This is a genomic window from Nocardioides sp. CPCC 206347 (assembly GCF_048654605.1).
Lineage (GTDB): Bacteria > Actinomycetota > Actinomycetes > Propionibacteriales > Nocardioidaceae > Nocardioides.
Genome location: NZ_JBMCYZ010000001.1, coordinates 709560 through 727505 on the forward strand (window position 1 = coordinate 709560; position 17946 = coordinate 727505).

The window sequence follows — 17946 nt, forward strand, 5'->3', positions numbered from 1 at the left end:
CGGCCTCCGACTACCCTCGCACCAGCATGACTGACGTCGCTCCTGCGGACTCCACCGCTAACGATCTCGTCCTCAAGTTCGACCCGCACACGATCGAGCACCTCGGGTCGAACATGTACTCACGCCTCCCGAACGCGGTCGCCGAACTCGTCGCGAACGCCTACGACGCCGACGCCACCGAGATCTCCGTTCATGTCATCGGCAGCGGTGAGTCGCAACGCATCGTGGTTGAGGACAATGGGCATGGCATGTCACGCGATGACGTCCGTGATAAGTACCTGCGAATCGGCCGGAACCGGCGTGGGACATCGGCCACGGCCAAGTCCGAGAGCGGCAAGCGAACGGTCTCTGGCAAGAAGGGCTTGGGCAAGCTGGCACTCTTCGGCATCGGCCACGAAATCGAAGTCTCGACGACCCGTGAAGGCCAAGCGGAACGCCTCATCGTGACGATGAACTGGGAAGCCTTGATCGGCACCGACGACGGAGATTACGAGCCGACCTCAGGGTCCGAGCCCGCTGAGCCGTCCACGCACGGGACCTCGGTGACGGTCTCGCGATTGACTCGCTCCAGCGACATTTCGCCAGCAGACCTCGCCGAGAGCCTCTCTCGGCTGTTCCAGTACAGCGACAGCGAGGTCGACCTCAAGGTGATCGGCCGCGATGGGTCGGAGATCCCGGTCACTCGGGAGCTCCGGGTTTCAACGGTCGCTAGCGAGTTCAAGTGGGACATCCCCTCCGACCTGCCGGAGAGTTCGCAGGACCTGTCTAGCGCCGGCGTGGTCGGCATCGTGATCGCGGCCGAGAAGCCATTGCCAACGCAGATGCGCGGTGTGGCCGTATATGCCAACGGACGACTCGTGAACGAGCCCGAGTTCTTCGGCGCTTCGGACTCTAGCTATGCCTATGCATATCTGACCGGCTACATCGCCGTCGACGGACTGGACGCCATCAAGCCCGACGTCGTTGCGACGGACCGCCGAGCCGTCAACTGGGACCAAGCAGATGCAGCGAGGATTCGTGCGCTGCTCAAGCGCATGGTCGAGGAGGTTGCGCAGCTGCGCAGACAACTTCGGGCAGCCAAGAAGAAGAAGCAGATCGAAGACGAGACAGGGGTTGACCCTGACGGCTGGGCTGACACCGTGCAGGGTCCCGAGAAGGAGCCACTCCGGGAGCTCATCAATATCATCGAGTCAGACGACACCGACATGAGCGACGAGGACCGCGGAAAGGCGGTCAAGAGCCTGAAGGAAATCGCCCCGCCGTACGCAGATCTGATCTGGCGCCACCTACATCCCAGCATCCAGACCGCCTGCGAGACCTACTTCAAGGCTGGCGACTATTACCAAGCGCTCCTGGAGGCCTGCAAGCAATATGTTGCCGATCTTCGATCCGCGGCGAACCTGCCTGACGAAGCCGAGGCATCCCTGTTCGGCAAGGCGCTGGGTGACGGTTCCGGGCCACGCCTGAACTTCACATCCCCTTTCCGCTCCGGGACACCATCGATCTCTGGCGCCTCCGCCACGAATCTCGAGAACGGACAGCGTGAGCTGTCCAAAGCCATCTGGTCAGCGTTCCGAAATCCGCTCTCACACGAGACGCTGGAGACGATCAAGTCCCTCGGGGTGATCAGCCACCAGGACTGCCTCGACGCACTCAGCCTGATGTCTCATCTCCGCCGACGGCTCGACGACGCGGTGCTCACTCCGTAGATCAGTGGACTCGTTACATGGCCATCCGACTCCCGCGTGTGCACCTGAACGATGCGACGGCGAGCACCGGGCTCAGGGTTCCTATCCAAGCGAACTTGGCGGCGTCCAGAGGAAGAGGAAGACCAGCCCGTTGAGCCAGCCCAGCCCGGGTCGGGTGGCGAGGTGGATGCAGCCGGCCATCGCTCCGATGTAGGCGGGTGTTGCAACGACGGCCACCGGGAACACCCACTTCGGGCCGCGCGGGGTGCGGAGCCAGTCGACGGCTCGGTTTCGTCGGGGTTGCTGGCGAGTCGGGTTCGTTCGTCTACGGAGCTCCGGTCGCCTGGCGTAGGTCATCGACGCTTGTCCGGAGGCTGGCACAAGCCGCTATGGCGGCCCACTGATCTTTCGAATCATCTGTGTCGAGGTATTCACGTTCGGCGCGGTCCGCTACGGAATCCAGGAGGTCGGCGCTGGTCGTGGCTACCTGGGCGGTGACAAGTACGGAGTCGTCGAACTCGCCTTGTTCGCTGACGATGAGCCGTTCGAGCTGCTCGGCCAGTTCGAAGCACGTGTCGGCGAGTGCGTCGATCCAGGCGTGGAGTTGGACCAGGGTCGTTTGAAGGCCTTCGGCATCAGGGACCTCAGCGTGGTGGCGATGCCAGTCACGCGCGGCGATGCTCAGCGAGGCCAACGCGTTGAATCCTGCATTGAGATCGACCGGGGCACTGAACTCCGACGTCGGCGAAGGCGGTCGGTACTCATCGCCGAGGAGTGCCATAGCTGCGCCGTTGAGAAGGGAGAATCGATCCTCCTCCGACAGGGCCTCGGTCGACCCACGCAGCCCGAGGTACGCCGTCACCAGTTCGCGGGCTCGTGCCTCGTCAAAGCGACCTCCCCAGTGCTCTTCCAGATCCTCAAGCAGCTCGATAGTCCGAGCGTCGATCCATCGGCCGAGCTCGCCATCAGGGGCCTCGAAGTCGCGGGCGCTACTCATCCGGACCCCACAGAAGGTCGAGGTCGGGTTCGTGGATGACGTCGATGCGCCTGCTGGGGTCGTACGCGGCGGGCGCCGGCACGACCAGGCGGCGCAGCTGGCGCTCGGTGACGCTCTGCTGGGTGGCGGTGTTGTCCTGCTCGTCCATCGAGATGTCCTCCTCAGCGGCCGGGAGCCAGCCGGTCAGTGGTGGGCTGAGTGCGCGGGACGTCCCGCTGCGCGTGATGGCCGCCAGGCGGCTTCGGCACGAACGACTCGTCGAGCTCGCTGGCGACCTCGCGCATCTGCGCCTGGTGGCGCTCCCACTCCCGGGGATGGAGGCCGTTCTGCAGGGCCGAGGCGACGATGGCGGCCATGGAGTAGGGCCGGTCGACGGGCACCTGGTCGAGCGCACACCAGGCCTTGGCTCCGTCCCCGCGCAGCCAGCTGGCGAAGCCGAGCATCGACGCCGAGGCGGCGCGGACCTCGTCCGGAGCACGGCGGGTCAGGTCGCCCCACAAAGCGATGTGCGAGGCGGTGTTCTGGGTGCTCATGTCCTCCCAGAGCGCGTCGCGGGTGCTGATCGTCTCCAGCGCCACGAGCATCCGGGCGCCCTCGACGTCGGAGAGGCGGTTGCCGTCGGCGTGGAACTGCCCGAGTCGGTCCAGCGCCCAGTCCTGCTCGGCGCTGGGTGTGCTCGATGCCGCGGATGCCCGGGCCGTCTCGAGGACCTGGGCGATCGGTTCCCGGTCCCCGACCAGCGAGGCCGCCAGGGAGGCCCGGCTAGCCGCCGGCTGGACAGTGCCGGTGAGGACCGTCGCGGCGGCGATCCGCTCGGCCGCTTCCTGGGTCTGCAGACCTGTGGCACCGGTGTTGAATTCCCGCCAGCGCTCCCCGTCGGCCCACAGCCGAAGGTGGGTGGCGATGCCGACGGTCTCCAGCCGGTTGGACAGGTGATGGCTGGCGAGCTCGGCGCTGCGGCGGTCCTGGGTGATGCACACGATGCCGACGCGGGCACCGGGCCGGGCGTGCCGGCCGTAGGGGCCGCTCAGCGCGTCCCAGACCTCCTCCCTGTCCCTGGCCGTCGTGGGTAGGTCGACGCGCGTAGTGGGCAGGCCTGGCCCGAACGGGACCAGGACGATCGACTCCTCGGGCTTGAAGCCGAGGACGTGGGGCATCGCTGCGAGCAGCTCGTCTGGGGACTGTACGACGAGATCCATCGGGCCGGCCCCCATCCTCAGCTGGCCTGGGCCGCGGCGCGCTCGACCCGCTCGATCCGGGCGGAGACGAACTTGAGCGAGACCCCGACCTCGCCGAAGCGGTTGTCGACCACCACGACGTTCTTCGTGCGCTTCTCGCCGGTCTCCTTGTCGCGCCAGATCTCGGTGCGCTCGAGGCCGTGCACGATGATCGGGTCCCCGGAGCCGCAGCTGTCGTGAACGTGGGTGGCGGCGGAGCCGTAGACCTTGACGTTGTGCGGCGTGGGCTCGTCGTTGACCCACTCCCCCACCTCGTTCTGGATCCGGCGGTTGACCAGGACTCGGCAGCTGACGAACGGCTTCTGGTCGTGGGTGGAGAGAAGCTCGGGGTCCTCGGCGAGGTTCCCCGCGAAGGTGACGGTCGTTGACATGGATTCCTCCTCGGTGGCTGCGGAACACCGCGGATACGGGTCCGCAGTCACCTAGGTCGGATCGACGCCCCGCAGCGATCACCTCGCAGCAATTCGAGCGACGCAGGCCGCCGGATCTTCCTCGTCAGCAGGCACAAGGTGGTCAGCACCCAAGGTCGCCGGGCAGCGCCCCGGGGCGATTGGGTGCCGGCACCAGAAGGGCCCGGGCGGGCCCGGGCAGCAGAACGCCCCGATCCGGCTCTCGGGTACCGGATCGGGGCGTGCGCCCGAGAGTAGCCGCGGATGCCGTGCTCGAGCGCGGCGTCGAGCTCACCCCTGGCGCGCCGGCCGACGCCGCGGCGGTCGGTTGCTGAGCTTCTGCGGCGGCGGGGGAAGCTCTCGACCCAGACGCCGGCGGGCCTCGTCGGCGGCCGCGATCACGGCCTCCTGGGCGAACGCCGATCGGGCGACGACGCGGCCGAGCTCCTGGCGGTCCTCGACGATCGCGTCCTCGACGGCTTCGATCGTGGACGTTGGCAGGTCGTGCTTCTTGTTGAAGCTCTTCCTGGTGCTCACCTGGGCCGGGTGCTGCTCGGCGGCCGCGGCGAGCTCGGCCCGCTGCTGCGGGGAGCGTCCGGCGTGCAGTTCGAGCGCCCGGGCGAGCCAGCCGACGAAGGCGCCGGGCGACTCCGGGTCGGTGTCCAGGTCGGCAACGTAGGCCGACCTGGCCAGGTCCCAGATGCCGGGCTTCCAGTAGATCCCCACTGGAATCGTGGTCTGGCTCGTCACCTGGTCACTCCCCTGGTCTCGTCCGCCGGCGTCGAACTGCAGCGGCTAACACCAACGCCGCTGCATTCCCGGTCGGGGCCGTGTCCAGCTGTTCCCACCGTCGCGCCTTCCTTCCGTTGTCCAGCATCCAAGGGGAGCAGTCGCGCCCCGCCACCGCAGCCGAGGTCGCGCCCGCCGAGCGGAGTTTTCCCCAGCCTCGGAGCCGTGCCCACCTTTCCACAGGTCCGGCCCGAAGGCGGGTACGCGTCGGTCCCCGCTGGCAGGCTTAGCCCTGTCAGTTCTTTCTATTCTACTCACGGAGGACAGTTGCATGACCGACACCATCCAGACCCCCACCGACACCGCCACCGAGGCCGAGGAGTTCCTGCACATCGACCCCGCCGACATCATCGTCGGCACCAACGTCCGCACCGACCTGCGCGCCGACCACAAGGAGTTCCGCAAGTCGATCAAGGAGCGCGGCGTGCTGGAGGCCGTGACGGTCTACCGCAACGAAGACGGGCAGTACGTCCTGCTGCGCGGCCAGCGGCGCACCGTCACCGCCGCCGAGGTCGGCACCCCCACCGGCCTGATCCCGGCCCGCGTCGTCCCCCAGCCCGCCGACGCCGACAGGATCGGTGACCAGATGGTCGAGAACATCCACCGCGCCGCGATGCGCGAGACCGAGATCGTCGCGGGCGTGGAGCAGCTGGCCCTGCTCGGCGTGAGCGCCGCCCAGATCGCCAAGCGGACCAGCATCGCCCGGCCGACCGTCAACGCTGCCCTCGCGGTCACCAAGGCCGACCAGAGCCGCAACCGGCTGGACGCCGGTGACCTGACGCTGGAAGAGGCCGCGATCTTCGCCGAGTTCGAGCACGACCCCGACGCCGCCGAGCGCCTGGAGAACGCCAAGCGCTGGCGACGCTCGCTCACTCACGAGGCCCAGCGACTCCGCGACGAGGCTGCCGAGCGGGAGGCCGACGCCGCCGAGGTCGAGCGGCTGCGGGACGAGGGCCTGCCGGTGCTGAGCGCCGAGGATGTCGCGGAGGCCGACGAGGTGCTGCGCATCGAGCGGCTGGTCACTGCCGAGGGCGAGCCGCTTCCCGAGGAGGAGTGGCCGAGCGTGCCCGGTGCCCGTGTCCAGGTCGTCAAGGAGTGGGTCTACCCCGAAGACGAGTACGACGAGACCGACGAGCACGAGGCCAGCGAGCAGGACGACGAGGAGTACGAGGCCGCCGAGCCCTACCAGCAGTACGTGCCCGTGTGGGTCGTCACCGACCTCGACGCCTCCGGCCTCCGGCGTCGCGGGCAGATCGGCGCGGGTGGCACCGGCAGCACCAGCGACGACGGCGAGAGCCAGGAGCAGGCCGAGGCCCGCCGCGAGGAGCGCCGCCGCGTCATCGCCAACAACAAGGCCTGGGCCAGCGCGGAGACGGTGCGCCGCGAGTGGCTGGCCGGGTTCCTGGCACGCAAGACCGCGCCGAAGGGAGCCGAGGCCCTGATCTGCGAGGCCGTCGTCACCGGCCAGCACTTCCTCTACAAAGCCATGGAGGCCAACCACCCGATGCTGCGCACCCTGCTCGACCACGGCGCAGACAAGTCGCGCTGGGACTCCGCGAGCGAGGTCGCCAACATCGCCACCAAGGCCAGCACGCCGAAGGCCGCGACCATGACCACCCTCGCCGCCGTCGTCTCGGCGTGGGAGGCGACGACCGGCAAGCACTCGTGGCGCAACCCGTCCCACTGGGACGCCCGGATGCTGGGCGCGCTCATGGAGTGGGGCTACGAGCCGAGCGAGGTCGAGCGGATCCTGCTGGGTGAGGAGCCCGCCAGCGTCGAGGCCGAGGCCACCGACGAGACCGACTCCGAGGCCAGTGACAGCGCGGCCTGATCAGTTCCACCCCTCCCCCTGTGGGCGGTTCTTCCTGTGGAGAACCGCCCACAGTGGAATAGAAACCATAGAATGAACTCAGATCGTTTGATTCCGACACAGGGAGGACCCCGACATGGCCCACGAGATCGAGACCCACGGCATGCAGGCAGCAGCCGTCTTCGCCCGCAAGGACGCCTGGCACCGGCTGGGCACCACCGTCCGCGACCGCGCGTTCACCGCCGAGGAGGCCATGAGGCTCGGCCACCTGGGCGGCTGGGACGTCCGCAAGTTGCCGCTCACCACCGCCGAGGTCAGCGAGGGCGGCGTCACCGCCATCGAGGTCCCCGGCTTCGCCACGGTGCGCACCAACCCGTTCACCGGAGCACCCGAGGCGCTCGGCGTCGTCGGCGGCGGCTACACCCCGCTGCAGAACGAGGACCACGCCGAGTTCCTGAACCTGCTGGCCGACGAGTCCGGCGCGATCTTCGACACCGCCGGGTCCCTGCGCGGCGGACGGCAGGTGTTCATCACCATGCAGCTGCCGAACTCGCTCACGGTCGGCGGCACCGACCGCGTCGACCTCAACATCGCCGCGCTCAACAGCCACGACGGCACCAGCGCGTTCCGCATCCTCGTCACCCCTGTCCGCGTCGTGTGCGCGAACACCCAGAGCGGGGCCCTGCGCAACCACGAGTCGTCGTTCTCGATCCGCCACACCCGCAACGCCAAGGCCGCCGTCCAGGCCGCCCGCGACGCGCTCGGGCTGACATTCACCTACATCGACGCGTTCCAGGTCGAGGCCGAGCGGCTGATCCAGCAGACCGTGACCGACGCCGCGTTCGACGCGCTGATCGACGCCACGTTCGGCAAGGCCGAGGCAGGTGCCACCAAGCGGGTCCGCGAGACCGAGCGCCGTCGCCGCTCCCGGCTGCACTGGCTGTTCGCCGACGCCGAGACCCAGGCCGGTATCCGTGACACCGCGTGGGCCGGCTACCAGGCCGTCGCGGAGTACGTCGACCACTACGCCCCGGTCCGGGCCAAGGGCGACGAGGCCGCAGCCCGCGCCACGCGCGTGCTCACCAGCGACGACCCCGACCGGATCAAGCGCCGCGCCTGGACCGCGCTCGCACCGGCCTGAGCGCCGACCACGCAGTTCCTCCGGTGGCGGGCTGAGACCCCGAGTCCGGCCCGCCACCGGCCCAACCGCAGGAGGAGGAGCCATGACCGACACCACCACCGCCGCCGACACCACGTCGCAGGCCGCGCCCGTCGAGTGGCACGCTGTCGACGCCGACGACCGCTGGCCGGGCCGCTGGACCGAGCACACCGCCAGCGTCCACGCCCACGGTCGCACGTACCTGATCCGGATCACCCCCGGCGACCACGCGACCTACCTCGCGCCCGGCTTCTACGCCGACATCGACGGCGGGTACGGCCAGCACTGGGCCATCAACACCCCCACGCTCGACGAGGCCAAGCGCCGCGCCGTCGAGGACGTGCTGCGATGAACCAGCCGACCGCCACCCCCGCCGACACCAAGGCCAGCGCCGCCAAGGACCAGCGCACCCTCAGCGAGGTCGCCTGCGACCTGATCGTGGTCGAGCACCGACTGCGCGACCTCTGCCGCTGGACCCCCGAGCCCGCCCGCGCCCACCTGGACGCGGCCCTGTCCAGGGTCGCCACGGCGCTGGACGCCCTGCACGCCGAGTACGCCCACCGCACCACCCCGACCCACCAGGAGCAGTCATGAGCGCGCACATCGAATGGCTGGCCGCCGCCGAGACCAGCGTCCAGATCTTCACCCCCGGCGAGGACTGGGTGGGTGCTGGCCAGCACCGCCGCCCGGTCCTGACCCTCGCCCAGGACGACGTGATCGCGATCCAAGGAACGCCCGCCGAGTTGCGAGCGCTCGCCGCGCGGATCACCGCCGTAGCCACCGCCGCATCCGCGCGGCTCGACCTCGCTGCCGAGGCCGGGTGAGCGTGGCCCGTCGACACGCAGGCCGCCCGCAGCGCTGTGTCCGCTGCGGGCGGCCCTTGCGTCGGATCAACTTCCTATCCGGGGTCATCGGCACGGGCCGACCTCCGCTGGTTCGGATCGAGTGTGAGCACTACGCCTGCCTGGACTCGATGTGCTGGTCGACCAGCGACGGCCGCCACTTGATCGCCACCGACTGCGCCCAGCACGCACCGGCTAGTGCCGGAGTCCAGGCGGCGCTGTGGTGACGACGCGTTGCCGGTCACCACAGCGTCAGTTGCTCGCCCAGCAGCTCTTGGAGCCGCGCGAGGTCGTCGGCCACTAGCTGCGGGTCCTCACGCGCGAGGTCGCGCAGTTCCCGTGCCCGCCGACGCGGCCCGCGCGGGTCAGCAAGTGGGCTGTAGGGCAGCCGCCGCTGGACCGCCCACTCATGCCGGTTCTGCGCCGCGCTCGACACCACCACGTGATCGGGTGCGATGCGCTGGCACAGCGGGTTGTGACACCGGTGCCCCAGCAGCCGCGCCTGCGCGAGCGCGTCCACGCCGTTCATCACCGCGAACGCGAACCGGTGCGCGATGATCACCCGCCCCGGCGCGTACCAGAACCGGCCATGCCCGCCGCCGTCCGTGCCCTCACGCTCGGACCGGCCCGCCACCGCGCCGGTCCACCACAGGCACTCACTTCCCGGCACCGTCGCCACCTTGGCCCGATAGCGGACGAGCGCCCTCGGGTCCGCGATCGCCGCCGCGACTGCCGCGAGGCCGGCGTCATCCAACCGCCGTACCGGCACCCGCTCCCCCACTCTCGGCGGTCGCCGTCGTTGTGATCGTCGCGGTCGCGCCGTCGTCCTGGTCGTCGTCGGCCAGCCGACGTAGCCGCGTCGCCTCCCGTACGCCGATCTGGTCGCCACACCACTCGACGGCTTCGCGCAGTGTCACGCCCTCGACCGTCGTCATCTCGCGCAGCGCGTTCCCGGCCCGCTGCTCTGCTGCCGCCACCGCAGCGTCCCGCTCACCGATCGCAGTCATCACCTGCACCGCCAGGTCTTCCAGCCGCTTGGCCCGTTCCAAGAGTGCAGCGCGTCGCTTCGACGTCACGGTCCGCGCGTCACGTCGGGCCTTCTGGCGCATCGTCTGCTGGCTCATCTGCTCATCCCTCACTTGTGTCGATAGGACTCTGACAGTCACCTACGTCAAGTCCCGGTCCCCGAGCGATCACTACCGCCGAGAAACCTTCCAGCCCCCCAGAGTTCTCACCGTCCAACGCCCTCAGACCGACACCCCTCAGCCACCCCCGAGCACCCCGATGTCCCCCCAAACGCTCACCCGCCTTCCAACCTCCACACACCTAGTGCATTCCCGGTTAGCCGAATAGAAAGAACAGACGAAGTTTCCCGGCGAAATTGATCGTTCCGAGGCCCCGATCGGACGTAGGTGCCCGTGACGATGAGCCTCCACAAGCTGACGGCCGGGTCGGGGTACGACTACCTGACCCGCCAGGTCGCAGCGATGGACGCCACCGACAAGGGTCACGTCGGGCTCGCGAGCTACTACACCGAGAAGGGCGAGACCCCCGGTGTGTGGGTCGGATCCGGCATGGAGGCCATCGAGGGCCTGGACGCCGGCGACGTCGTCACCGCCGACCACATGCAGAACCTGTTCGGCGCCGGGCACCACCCGCTGGCCACCGCGCGCACCAAGGAGCTGGATCTGCGGGTCGGGCGCGCCGGCGTCGGGAGCCCGACCGAGGCCGACTACAAGGCTGCCGCTCGTCTCGGCACCCCGTACAAGGTCTACGAGAACGACGTCAGCGCCTTCCGGGTCGAGGTCGCTAAGCGCCTTACGGCCGTCAACGAGGCCGCCGGACTGCCGGGCGACTGGCCGGTCCCAGCTCAGGAGCGGGCGCGGATCCGCACCGAGGTCGGGCGTGACTTCTTCCGGGCCGAGCACGGCCGCGAGCCTGCCGACGCGCGCGAGCTCTCCGCAACGATCGCCAAGCACTCCCGGCCTAAGACCAACGCCGTGGCCGGATACGACCTCACGTTCTCGCCGGTGAAGAGCGTCTCCACGCTGTGGGCACTGGCCGACCCCAAGACCGCCGCGGTCATCGAACGGGCCCACCAGGCGGCGATCAAGGACGCGCTGGACTTCATCGAGACCAAGGCGCTGTTCACCCGACAGGGCACCAACGGGATCCGCCAGGTCGACGTCCGCGGCCTGCTGGCCACGGCGTTCACCCACCGCGACTCCCGCGCCGGCGACCCGGATCTGCACACCCACGTCGCGGTCGCGAACAAGGTCCAGACCCGCGACGGGAAGTGGCTGGCGATCGACGGCCGGCTGCTCTACAAGGCCAAGGTCTCTGCCTCGGAGACCTTCAACACCGCGCTCGAGCGGCACCTGGGCGACGCACTGGGGGTGCGGTTCGCGGAACGGCCGAATCCCGACGCCCGGAAGCGGCCGGTGCGCGAGATCGTCGGCGTCGACCCCGACCTCAACCACCGCTTCTCCAAGCGCCGCGTCAGCGTCGAGGCCCGCCGCAAGGAGCTGGCCGCCGAGTTCCAGGCGACCCACGGCCGCCCGCCGACACCGATCGAGACGCTGCAGCTGGCCCAGCGGGCCACGCTGGAGACCCGCGAGGCCAAGCACGAGCCCCGCTCGCTGGCCGAGCAGCGGGAGGCCTGGAACCGCGAGGCGGTCGAGGTCCTCGGCTCACCGCGAGGCCTCCAGCAGATGCTCCACGGCGCAATCAACCCGACCGCCGCCGGGACCGTCCCGGTCGCCGACGCGGCGTGGTTCGCCAAGACCAGCGACCGGATCGTGACGACGATGGAAGGCGGTCGCGCCACCTGGCAGTACTGGCACGTCTACGCCGAGGCCCAGCGCCAGGTGCGGGCCGCCAACGTGCCCACCGACCAGGTCAGCACCGTCGTCGGCCTGCTGGTCAGCGAGGTCCTCGACGGCCGCTCGGTCAGCATCACTCGCCCCTTCGACGAGATCTCCGAGCCGCCCGAGCTGCGCAAGCTGGACGGCGCCTCGGTCTACACCGTCGGGGGCGTCCACCTGTTCACCTCGAGCAAGGTCCTGGCCGCCGAACAGCGCCTCGTGGAGGCCGCCGGCCGCCGCGACGGCTACGCGGTCGACGAGCAGAACGTCGCCCTGGCGCTTCTGGAGTCCGAAGCCAACGGGGTCACCCTCAACGCCGGCCAGGCCACCTTGGTCAGGGAGATGGCCACCTCCGGCGCCCGGCTGCAGCTGGCCATCGCGCCCGCCGGCTCGGGCAAGACCACCGCGATGCGGGCGCTCGCCCAGGCCTGGACCGACGGCGGTGGCAGCGTGATCGGCCTCGCCCCCTCCGCCGCGGCCGCGGACGCGCTGAGGGTCTCTATGGGCTCCCAGATCGACACCCAGACTGACACCCTCGCCAAACTCACCCACTCCCTGATCACCGGCGATGCCCCCGACTGGGTCGCCGGCATCGGCCCCCAGACGCTCGTGGTGATCGACGAGGCCGGCATGGCCGACACGCTCTCCCTCGACATCGCCGTGCAGCACGTCCTCGAGCGCGGCGGCAGTGTCCGCCTGGTCGGCGACGACCAGCAGCTCGCCGCGATCGGCGCCGGCGGCGTGCTGCGCGACATCCGCGCCACCCACGGCGCGCTGCAGCTGACCGAACTCGTGCGGTTCACCGACCCGGCCGAAGGCGCCGCCTCGCTGGCGCTGCGCGAGGGCAAGGGCGAGGCCCTGGGCTTCTACCTCGACCGCGACCGGGTGCACGTGGGCGACCTGGCCACGATGACCGAGGACGTGTTCGCGGCCTGGCAGGCCGACCGTGCAGCGGGGCTGGACGCGATCATGCTCGCCCCGACCCGAGAGCTGGTCAGCGAGCTCAACCAGCAAGCCCGCGCCCACCGACTCGAGGGGGCCGACCCCGCGAGCGTCGGCCCGACCCGGCGCCTGGCCGACGGCAACGAGACCAGCATTGGCGAGCTGATCATCACCCGCACCAACGACCGCAAGCTGCGCACCTCGGCCACCGACTGGGTCAAGAACGGCGACCGATGGACCGTCCTGGACCTCCACGAGGGCGGCGACCTGACCGTGCAGCACACCCAGCACGGCCGCACCGTCCGCCTCCCCCGTGAGTACGTCGAGGCCTCCACCGAGCTCGGCTATGCCTGCACCGTGCACACCGCCCAGGGCGTCACCGCCGACACCATGCACGGCCTGGCCACCGGCAACGAGTCGCGCCAGCAGCTCTACACGATGCTCACCCGCGGCAAGAGCGGCAACCACGTCTACCTCGAGGTCGTCGGGGACGGCGACCCGCACTCGGTGATCCACCCGACCCTGGTCCGTCCGCTCACCCCCACCGACATCCTCGAGTCGATGCTGGCCCGCGACGACGCACAGCGGTCCGCGACCAGCCTCATCCGCGAGCAGGCCGACCCCGCCACCCGGCTCGGTGAGGCAGCCCAGCGCTACCTCGACAGCCTCTACGTCGCCGCCGAGAACCTCCTTCGAACGAGCGTCGGTCCCGATGTCGTCGAGGCCCTGGACAGCACCGTCGACCAGCTGCTCCCCGGCCTGTCCGATGAGGCTGCCTGGCCCACGCTGCGCGCCCATCTGCTGCTGCTTGGCGCCGCGGGTGAGAACCCCGTGGAGGCGCTGCGGACGGCCGCGAGCGACCGAGAACTGGTCTCGGCCGAGGACCGCGCCGCGGTGCTCGACTGGCGGCTGGACGCCTCCGGCATGCGGAACGCCGGCACCGGCCCACTGCCCTGGATGCCCGGCGTCCCGGAGCGACTGGCCGACGACCCGCACTGGGGTGCCTACCTCGACCAGCGCGCTCACCTGGTCGACCAGCTCGCCGACGAGGTCCGCGGCCGGGCCGGGGCACAGACGTCGCTGCCGTCCTGGGCGCAGAACGGGATCCGACCCGACACCGACACTGTGGCCGACGTCGAGGTCTGGCGAGCGGCCATGCAGGTCCCCGTCGACGACCGTCGCCCGACCGGCGCGCCGCAGCTGCAGAAGGCCTCCTCCACCTACCAGCGACGGCTCAACCGTCGCATCACCGGCGACCACACCCCGGCGCTCAAGGAATGGCGCCAGCTGCTCTACTCTCTGGCCCCGCAGGTGCGCGGCGACGAGTTCACCCCGCTCCTGGCCGAACGGCTCGCGGCCATGTCGCGCGCCGGCGTTGAGGCCCACCAGCTGCTCCGCACCGCCGCGGCGGGTGACACTGGGGCCGGACCTCTTCCTGACGAGCACGCCGCGGCGGCGCTGTGGTGGCGCATGGCACGCCACCTCTCGCCCGCCGTGGCCGCCCAGGTCGGGGACGGCTCTCACGGCGAGGGGGTCACCACCAGCTGGGCAGCGCAGTTGCCCGAACTGCTCGGCGAGGAGCGGGCCGCCCGCATCCAGGCGAGCGCCTGGTGGCCTGCGCTGGTCTCCAACGTCGACCACGGACTGCAGCGCGGCTGGCGGCTCGAAGCCCTGCTGTCGGCCGGGTCCGCCGCCCTGCCCTCCGACGACGTCGACGAGTGCCAGGCGCTGGTGTGGCGAACCTCGATCGCGCTCGAACCGATCCCCGACGAGCACGAGCACGACTACCACTTCGACGAGCCGCCGGTGGACTTGTGGGACGGCGTCGAGCCCGACCCGCCCACGTTGGTCGACAATCCCGACGACATCGAATGGCCGCTCCCGCACGACCTCGAGGCCGACGGCGACCCCATGGTCGACCACCCCGAGCCGGATCAGGTCATCGACGCTGCCGACCATGTCAGCGACATCGACGTCTCGGCCGAACCCGTCCTCGACGAGGAGCAGGACATCGAATGGCAGCTGCTCCTCTCTGAGCTGAGCCGCGACAACGCCACTCCGCTGGAACCCACCGACGTATACCTTCGCCGCGTCTACGAGTGGGAGCAGGAGGCCGCGGCCAGCCCGGTCACCCGCGCGCGCATGCTCGAGATCAACGAGATCACGCAGGCGTTCTTCGAGTCCCGGTTCACCGACTCGTGGGGTCGCGACTACCTCACCGACCGGTTCGGGATCGACCTCGCCGGGCACGAGCACTTCCGTCCAGGACAGGCGCCGGCCGGGTGGACCAACCTGGTCGACCACCTACGCCACCGTGGCGTCAGCGACGCCGAGATGTGGGCCACCGGGGTCGCCACCACCGCCAGCACCGGCCGACTGATCGACCGGTTCCGGGACCGAGTGATGTTCCCGGTGGTCCACAACGGTGAGGTGCTCGGGTTCGTCGGCCGACGCCGACCTGACCTGACCGACGCCGACAAGGGCGGCCCGAAGTACCTGAACACCGCCGACACCCCGCTGTTCCACAAGGGCGCTCAGCTGTACGGCGTCGTCGACGAGCTCCTCGCCGAGGGCGCCGTCCCGGTCATCGTCGAGGGCCCCATGGACGCGATCGCGGTCACGCTGGCCAGCGCCGGCCGCTACCTCGGCGTGGCCCCGCTCGGCACCTCACTGACCGACGAGCAGGCCTCCCAGCTCGCCACGATCGGCCGCGACCCGATCGTGGCCACCGACGCCGACCTCGCCGGCCAGGTCGCGGCCGAACGCGACTTCTGGATGCTCACCCCGCACGGTCTCGACCCCGGCTACGCCCGCTTCCCCGAGGGCCTGGACCCGGCCGACCTGCTCGCCCACCGCGGCCCCGCGGCCCTCACTGCGGCGCTGGCCAGCGGCCAGACGCTGGGCGACCAACTGCTCTCCGAGCGGCTCGACAACTTCGCGCCCGAGCAGGCCCGCGTGGCCGCGATGCGGGTCCTTGCGGCCCGGCCGAGCCGCGCCTGGGCGCCGGGCACCAACCACGTGAGTGCCCGACTGCAGCTCTCCCAACTGCAGTCGCGGCGGGACCTGCGCGACGCCGTCAAGGCGTGGGACGCCGACCCCCGCAAGGCCGCCCAGGCCGAGCTGAACAGCAGCAGCGAGGTCCGCGCCCGCATCGAGGCCGCGTCCGCCAAGTCGCCGGCGGAACGCTGGGCGCCGCTGGCCCGCGAGCTCGACCCGCGACTGGTGGAGCAGGGCGACTGGCCGGCCACCGCGGCGATGCTGCAGCAGGCCCACGAGCAAGGCCATGACGTCAGCGCCGCCACCCGCGCCCTGGTCGCCGAAGCACCCCTAGGTGACAGCCCGGCCCGCGAACTGCGCTACCGGCTCGTTCGGCAGGTTGGACTCGGCGAACACGACGCCGAAGCCACCGACCGTGACGCCCCGGGGCTCCGGCGCGACGCGGGTACTGGACAAGAGCTTGGCTCTTCGAACCCAGTGCGCCGCAGTCTCCGCCGGTAGGCCCCGAGCACAGGCGTGAGATCCACAACAAAGAGCTGTCAGACATGCGAGGCAGCCGCGTGCAGACCTGCGACATAGCCCAGAGTGACGCTGCAATGCCGGGCGTAGATGTGCGATGGCCTCGGTACAGCGTCGCTACCGCCGCGGACATCGTCAGGGCCTTGACGGACTCCAGAGGATGGAGAGGTGAAGGGCTCCATTCCGGTTCCGTCGAAGATGCGCCGACGTCCGAAGGATGAGCGGTGGGACCTGCCCGTGCCCGCGTTCGCGGAGGGACGGCATGGCGTGGATTTCCAGGCCGCGGACTACAAGCACTTCCGAGCTCTGATTGCTGCTGGCCGTTGCGCGATGTGCGGCGAGGCCGTCGAGCGCGGAATCTGGTGGGCGGTCGGCGAGCCCCTCTCGCTGAAGGAGGGGCGGTTCATCGCGGAGGCAATGGGCCATCGGGAGTGCGTGGAGTACGCCGTGGAGGTCTGCCCGTGGCTGCGGGTAGCGGTCTACCGCCGGATGAGCGACAGACGCGACGACACTCGTGAGGTGCCCGACCCGGATAAGCCAGCCGTGTGGGGTCTGGTGCAGGCCCGGAACCCCCAGCTCTACGAAACCGGGATCGAGGTGTTCTTGTCTGATGTGCGCCTCCGGAAGCTCTATGGCTACGTCGGCGGACGCCTGCAGGTCGTGACACGCGAGGTGGCGAACGAGCTTCTCCGGGCGGTCGACGAGGAAGCATTGTAGGCCCACCGGCGCTAGTCGGTTAGTCGTTCTTGGCCTCTATGCCCGGGTGAGGTCGTACGGTCGAGCGGTGAGCTTGGTGGTTGCCGGTATCGAGGACGGGCACGTGACGATGGTCGCGGACTCGAAGGTGACGTACACCCGCGGCGGAGTCGCCGAGGGACGCAGCCGGAACCTGTACCTGAGCGCTCTGCCGAAGATGGTCATCCTGCGTCCGGACCTCGTGGTCGGCGTGACTGGTGACGACCCGGACCGGGTCGTCGAGCGCCTCGTCACAGTCCGCGAACGACTGGTCGACGAAGTGCTTGAGCACCTCCTCGGCGAAGCGGATGCGGAGTTCGTCGTCGCTGCGATATCCCCGGCGCGGCTGTGGAACGTCGGCGGTGGACACATCGACGGGCCACGGGAGGCCGGCCGGGTTTGGGCCGGCGACCTGGCTGCGTTCGAGGTCTTCCAGACCCGCATGGGCGACCGCGGGCCGGATGCGCTTGGGCTGTCGTTTCGGATGATGTCTTCAATGCAGTTCCTGACCTCCTTCGGAGTCGTCCCGAGCGTCGGCGGTATCACGATGAGAGTGGAAGGGACGCAGGAAGGTTTCTTCTTCATCGGGGACTACATGAAGGTCGGTCCAAACCGGATGGAGGTCACGTCGGTCGAGGTGACTGACGGGGACATGACGATGATGATGTCGGTCCCAGAGGGCGGAGACCCTGCCGGATACGACTTCAACATCATTCCGGGCACGGACCCGACTCGGGGAGCGGTCGCGCTGTTCATCCCGCAGACCGGCAAGGGACTGGTGTTCAGCCAGGACCGTCCGTGGGAAGCCGTGCCGATGCCGGCCCGAACGGCTGAGGAGCTCGCTGCGGCCGCGGCCGAGGTAGGTGTCCAACTTGACGTGCCGCCGTCCCCGTTCGGGGGCCGACCGTGAAGCGGATGCGTCTTCGGTACGCGGGCTCGCCACACGACCCCCCCTCTGGTGGTACAGAGTCACCCGT

The 17946-nt window shown here is 69.9% G+C and carries 16 protein-coding genes; 9 read left to right on the forward strand and 7 right to left on the reverse strand.

The window, feature by feature from the left end:
* Positions 1-26 precede the first annotated feature (26 nt).
* A complete protein-coding gene (locus ACOACQ_RS03380; RefSeq protein WP_378596984.1) occupies positions 27-1709 on the forward strand; it encodes a TIGR02391 family protein in 1683 nt (560 codons plus the stop codon).
* A gap of 304 nt (positions 1710-2013) precedes the next feature.
* Here the strand turns inward: ACOACQ_RS03380 and ACOACQ_RS03385 are convergent, their stop codons facing one another.
* The 5 genes from ACOACQ_RS03385 to ACOACQ_RS03405 form a co-directional block, all read right to left on the reverse strand.
* Positions 2014-2685 carry a hypothetical protein gene (locus ACOACQ_RS03385; RefSeq protein ID WP_378596985.1) on the reverse strand — a complete coding sequence of 224 codons (672 nt, stop codon included), beginning with the start codon at positions 2683-2685 and terminating at the stop codon, positions 2014-2016.
* Positions 2678-2833 (reverse strand): hypothetical protein, encoded by a 156-nt coding sequence (locus ACOACQ_RS03390; protein WP_378596986.1) that lies wholly within the window; start codon positions 2831-2833, stop codon positions 2678-2680. The genes ACOACQ_RS03385 and ACOACQ_RS03390 overlap by 8 nt, the downstream gene beginning before the upstream one ends.
* 13 nt (positions 2834-2846) lie before the next feature.
* Positions 2847-3884: a DUF4192 domain-containing protein gene (locus ACOACQ_RS03395; protein WP_378596987.1), complete on the reverse strand. Its 1038-nt coding sequence runs from the start codon at positions 3882-3884 to the stop codon at positions 2847-2849.
* A gap of 17 nt (positions 3885-3901) precedes the next feature.
* A complete protein-coding gene (locus ACOACQ_RS03400; protein WP_378596988.1) occupies positions 3902-4294 on the reverse strand; it encodes a single-stranded DNA-binding protein in 393 nt (130 codons plus the stop codon).
* 309 nt (positions 4295-4603) lie between these two features.
* Entirely contained in the window at positions 4604-5062 is a 459-nt protein-coding gene (locus tag ACOACQ_RS03405) for a hypothetical protein (RefSeq protein WP_378596989.1), read from the reverse strand.
* Between the two features lie 310 nt (positions 5063-5372).
* Here ACOACQ_RS03405 and ACOACQ_RS03410 point away from each other — a divergent pair, with 310 nt between their 5' ends.
* From ACOACQ_RS03410 to ACOACQ_RS03430, 5 genes are all read left to right on the forward strand, one after another.
* On the forward strand, positions 5373-6932 hold the full coding sequence (locus tag ACOACQ_RS03410; protein ID WP_420287611.1) for a ParB/RepB/Spo0J family partition protein: 1560 nt from the start codon (positions 5373-5375) through the stop codon (positions 6930-6932).
* A gap of 115 nt (positions 6933-7047) precedes the next feature.
* Complete coding sequence (locus ACOACQ_RS03415; RefSeq protein ID WP_420287612.1) at positions 7048-8052, forward strand: DUF932 domain-containing protein; 1005 nt, start codon at positions 7048-7050, stop codon at positions 8050-8052.
* A gap of 82 nt (positions 8053-8134) precedes the next feature.
* A complete protein-coding gene (locus tag ACOACQ_RS03420; protein WP_378596993.1) occupies positions 8135-8422 on the forward strand; it encodes a hypothetical protein in 288 nt (95 codons plus the stop codon).
* Positions 8419-8664, forward strand: coding sequence for a hypothetical protein (locus tag ACOACQ_RS03425; protein ID WP_378596994.1), 246 nt, complete (start codon positions 8419-8421; stop codon positions 8662-8664). The genes ACOACQ_RS03420 and ACOACQ_RS03425 overlap by 4 nt, the downstream gene beginning before the upstream one ends.
* Positions 8661-8894, forward strand: a complete 234-nt coding sequence (locus ACOACQ_RS03430) for a hypothetical protein (protein WP_378596995.1) — start codon at positions 8661-8663, stop codon at positions 8892-8894. The genes ACOACQ_RS03425 and ACOACQ_RS03430 overlap by 4 nt, the downstream gene beginning before the upstream one ends.
* Before the next feature lie 259 nt (positions 8895-9153).
* On the opposite strand, the gene ACOACQ_RS03435 is transcribed toward ACOACQ_RS03430, so the two are convergent.
* Positions 9154-9666 carry a hypothetical protein gene (locus tag ACOACQ_RS03435; RefSeq protein ID WP_378596996.1) on the reverse strand — a complete coding sequence of 171 codons (513 nt, stop codon included), beginning with the start codon at positions 9664-9666 and terminating at the stop codon, positions 9154-9156.
* Positions 9659-10036 (reverse strand): hypothetical protein, encoded by a 378-nt coding sequence (locus ACOACQ_RS03440; protein WP_378596997.1) that lies wholly within the window; start codon positions 10034-10036, stop codon positions 9659-9661. The genes ACOACQ_RS03435 and ACOACQ_RS03440 overlap by 8 nt, the downstream gene beginning before the upstream one ends.
* A gap of 300 nt (positions 10037-10336) precedes the next feature.
* On the opposite strand from ACOACQ_RS03440, the gene mobF reads away from it, so the two are divergent.
* The 3 genes from mobF to ACOACQ_RS03455 all read left to right on the forward strand — a co-directional run bounded on the left by mobF (position 10337) and on the right by ACOACQ_RS03455 (position 17879).
* A complete protein-coding gene (gene mobF / locus ACOACQ_RS03445; RefSeq protein ID WP_378596998.1) occupies positions 10337-16216 on the forward strand; it encodes a MobF family relaxase in 5880 nt (1959 codons plus the stop codon).
* 186 nt (positions 16217-16402) lie between these two features.
* A complete protein-coding gene (locus ACOACQ_RS03450) occupies positions 16403-16951 on the forward strand; it encodes a hypothetical protein (protein WP_378596999.1) in 549 nt (182 codons plus the stop codon).
* A 196-nt stretch (positions 16952-17147) separates the two neighbouring features.
* Positions 17148-17879 carry a hypothetical protein gene (locus tag ACOACQ_RS03455; protein ID WP_420287613.1) on the forward strand — a complete coding sequence of 244 codons (732 nt, stop codon included), beginning with the start codon at positions 17148-17150 and terminating at the stop codon, positions 17877-17879.
* Positions 17880-17946 lie beyond the last annotated feature (67 nt).